At 38.1% G+C, this 3,766-nt stretch carries 4 protein-coding genes; 3 read left to right on the top strand and 1 reads right to left on the bottom strand.

Annotated features, from left to right (window positions below):
* Positions 1-311: 311 nt before the first annotated feature.
* Positions 312-2,102, bottom strand: coding sequence for a peptide ABC transporter substrate-binding protein (locus tag ACKPEB_RS15360; RefSeq protein WP_408965804.1), 1,791 nt, complete (start codon positions 2,100-2,102; stop codon positions 312-314).
* 188 nt (positions 2,103-2,290) lie between these two features.
* Between ACKPEB_RS15360 and ACKPEB_RS15355 the strand changes: the two genes are divergently transcribed.
* The 3 genes from ACKPEB_RS15355 (at position 2,291) to ACKPEB_RS15345 (ending at position 3,353) form a co-directional block, all read left to right on the top strand.
* Positions 2,291-2,731: a cupin domain-containing protein gene (locus tag ACKPEB_RS15355; protein WP_408965803.1), complete on the top strand. Its 441-nt coding sequence runs from the start codon at positions 2,291-2,293 to the stop codon at positions 2,729-2,731.
* A gap of 80 nt (positions 2,732-2,811) precedes the next feature.
* Positions 2,812-3,045, top strand: coding sequence for a DUF167 domain-containing protein (locus tag ACKPEB_RS15350; protein ID WP_408965802.1), 234 nt, complete (start codon positions 2,812-2,814; stop codon positions 3,043-3,045).
* A 44-nt stretch (positions 3,046-3,089) separates the two neighbouring features.
* Entirely contained in the window at positions 3,090-3,353 is a 264-nt protein-coding gene (locus tag ACKPEB_RS15345; RefSeq protein ID WP_408965801.1) for a hypothetical protein, read from the top strand.
* Positions 3,354-3,766: the final 413 nt, after the last annotated feature.

Genomic DNA, 3,766 nt, shown 5'->3' with positions numbered 1-3,766 from the left:
AATATTTTCTCGAACTTCTGGCGTAATCGAAGGATTGGTGGCAAATTCTCCCATCGGATTTCCGGGAGCTAAGGCTAGAATGAGAAACACAACAATGCTAATGGCAATTAAGGTAGGAATTGCGGTTAAAATTCGATTGATGAGGGATCGATTCATCGGGTATAAAATGGGTAATGAATAGGAAGAAATCAGTTAGAATCGTTCAAGATATAAATCGTTGTGTAAGGGCGAGGAAACCTCGCTCCTATGATGAATTGTAAGACTTATCCATCAGGCTTGAACACAAAATTTAAACAATAAAATATTACAAGCTATTGAGAATTGCTAGATTTTTTCCAATCTTTTATATTCCAGACGGTTAAATCCCAAGGCGTTAAGTCTACACCCGTTAATTGTTGATTAACTCCTTGGACATCGGCGCGATGAACTAAAGGAATCACAATGGTATTATTGATTAACATATCATTCATTTTGATTAAGATTTCTTGGCGTTTTTTAGGGTCAATTTCCCTGGTAGCTTGTGTCCAAAGCTTATCATATTCTGGATTACAATAACGAGAAAAATTATCCCCAGTCCAGTTATTGGCTTTTTGGGGAATTTGATCACAGGTATAGGTTTTTAAATAGGCGGTTGGGTCAGGATTGGTATTTCCGGTACTAAATAATTGTAAATCGGCTGTAAATCGTTCTGTTGTATCAGGATTGGCGGGATCACCGGAAAAATAAACGCTAGGATCAATACTTTTAAGTTCAACTTTCATTCCTAATTGTTCTAAGGATTGTTTAATTACTTGTTGGGTTTTTTGACGTAACGGGTTAACAGAAGTTTGAAAAACTAAATTCATTTCTATGCCATTTTTATCTCGAATCCCATTATTATTTGTATCTTTCCACCCGGCTTCATCTAACAGTTTTGCTGCTTTTTCTAAATTAAATTCATAAGTCGTATTCCCAGAAATCACTTGAGGCGGATTCACAACAAAATTAGAAGTCGGTTTCCCTAAAATTCCATAAAGTTGATTAGCAATCATATCTCGATTAATTGCTAAACTAAACGCTTGACGAACTTTAGGATCACTGAAAAAAGGATGGGGAAATTTTAAACTAGACCGTTCGCCATCGGGGGTGGTTTTATTCGGGTCGGTTTGATTCAGCATCATTCGTTCCATTAACGCCCCAAAATTAGAAACTATTTTCCCTTTTCCGGCGGCTTCTAAGGATTTTAAAATATTAGATTCTACCTGAAGATTATAGGCATAATCTGCGTCTTGGGTTTGTAAAACCGCCCTAGCTGCGGAGGTTGCATCTCCTCCCCCTTTTAATTCTAAACGTTGAAATCCTAATAATTTAGCCTCTCTAAAATTAGGATTAGCTTCATAAACTACCACATCCCCTGGCTTAAATTCTACCACTCGATAAGGCCCGGTTCCCACAGGCTTTAAATTAGCGGGTGCTTGTCGAGAATTTTCTCCATTATAAGCTTGAAAAATATGACGAGGTAAAATCATTCCTTCGGTTCCAACAAACACGGAATACCAAGCTGGAGTTACGGCTTTAAAGTTAATTTTTATTGTGTGATTATCAATTTTTTCAATATCTTTAATAATTTCATAGGTTCCTGATGTTGTGGTTCCCACCTTGGGATTCGCAATAAATTCATAAGTAAAAATGACATCATCGGCGGTGAAGGGGGTTCCATCAGACCATTTAACGTCTTTTTTAAGTTTCCAAGTTACTGATTTTCCATCTTTGGCAACTCCGCCATTTTCTAAAGATGGAATTTCTGCGGCTAAAAAGGGAATCAGTTCTAATTGATGATTAAAACTAGCTAAGGGCTCTAAAGTAATTCGGCTGGCTTCAGAATCTTTGAAGCCGGCTGATAAATGGGGATTGAGAATTGTGGGAGCTTGCCAGTATAATAATTTTAAGGTTTTTTCTTGGGGTTGCTGATTAGAATAAGTCGAGTTTGTTGAGGTAGAACTTGGAGAAGAACCACAGGCACTCAGGGTCAAACTAATCAGAGAAATTAATAGAGAAAACTGATAAAAATTAATCCAAATTTTAGCAAAGGATGATCGCATCGGGTCGTGAGTGTGTTTCATAAAGATTTTAGGGAAAAACCGTAGTTAGGCATTCATACCTGCATTCAATTTCGTTAATTTTATTACAAAATCTTGTCGTGAGGCATTCATATCTCTATTCAATTTCGTTAATTTTATTACAAAATTTTACAAAAATAACCTTTAAACTTGACAAAAGACCAATATTTTGCATGATGAGGATTATCACGATGGGTCTGATCCGCCAAGTTACAGTTCGCCAACTCAACGCCGTGAAGTCGGGAAGGGTTGAGTTTTTTACTCCCCAAACCAGTCAAGAAACCATGATGGTACGAGTGGAAGCGGGAGCAATTGAACCGCTATTTGTTCATCATTTTCAAACCGATCAATTGTTAGTTGTCCGGGGTCAGTTTGTAATTGTTATTTTACAGAATCGTCAATATTTTTATATTCCGATGGATGAAAAAATTCCGACCGTGATTACCATTCCCCCTGGCGTTCCCCATAGTACAATTAATTTCAGTGATGAACCTTGTTTAATGGTGAATGCGGTACTGCGACATGGAGAACCCCACGAACGGGATTATCGCCCCTTAAAACCGCCTTTTCCTTATGATTTACTGGCTGCAAAACAGGCGTTAGAATGTTTAGATTATCCCCTAACAGCTTAATCTTTAAACTATCTTAGCTGGCTCTAGGATACATCCCTGTTGTATTCTAATAAGATACTGGTTCACCTTAGTTTCAACCCTTGACACGCTTAAAAATCAAAGTTAAACCTAATTCAAAACAACAAGCTCTCCACACTGAACCGGATGGTAGTTTGACTGTCCATCTGAAATCGCCTCCGGTGGAGGGAAAAGCCAATCAAGAATTAATTCAATTGTTAGCAAAACACTTGGGAGTTCCTAAATCTGAGATTATGATTAAATCGGGTTTATCGTCTCGCCATAAATTAGTCGAAGTTCCTGATGTTAAACCTTAGTATAATAGGTGAGTCTGCGCCATTAATTTCAATTGTTTTTACCGATGGATGCGTTTCAACCCACCCCACCAGATTGGACAACTGATGCAATTCACGCTTCTGAGTTTTGCTGTCCCCAATGTTCAGCGAGTAGTTTAGAAGCTCAACAAGTTTGGATTAACCGTCGTTCCCCCGTGTACAGTGAAAATAATCGCCGCAAATGGCAAGAGTTTTATCGTTGTCAATGTGGCTGTGTTTGGTGGGCTTGGAGTAGCGATCGCCCTCCCTCTAACCTGGTTCCTCACCCAGAAGATTCGGATGTTTTTTAAAACTTTGATATCTCAGCTAAAACAATGTTGGTTTTCAGATAATTTTATGATATTCCTCTAGGGATAAGTTTAAATTTATCGAATTAACAAACTATAAAATTGTATTATAATAGTATTTGACTTGATAGAAAATCTTGGTGGTGCGTGCGGCTTCGCCTTACTCACCCTACGGGTACGGTATAATTAGAAATAGCGATCGCTTCTTTTATATTAATAAAAGCGATCGCTCTAGGATTAATATTTTCTCGTTTCTAGGTTCTACCTAGAAATGATATTCGGGTGGCAGAGCCACCTAAAACTAGAGGCAGAGCCTCTGATCAGATATTCCCAAGCTAGAACCTGCGAACGAGGGAAGGTTCTACCTTGAAACGAGAAAACCGCTTTCAATCAAAAGTATAATAGAGTTAATATAG

Source organism: Planktothrix sp. (assembly GCF_046067725.1).
Lineage (GTDB): Bacteria > Cyanobacteriota > Cyanobacteriia > Cyanobacteriales > Microcoleaceae > Planktothrix.
The sequence above is the reverse complement of the archived record's forward strand: the minus strand, read 5'-3'. Positions and strand labels throughout refer to the sequence as shown.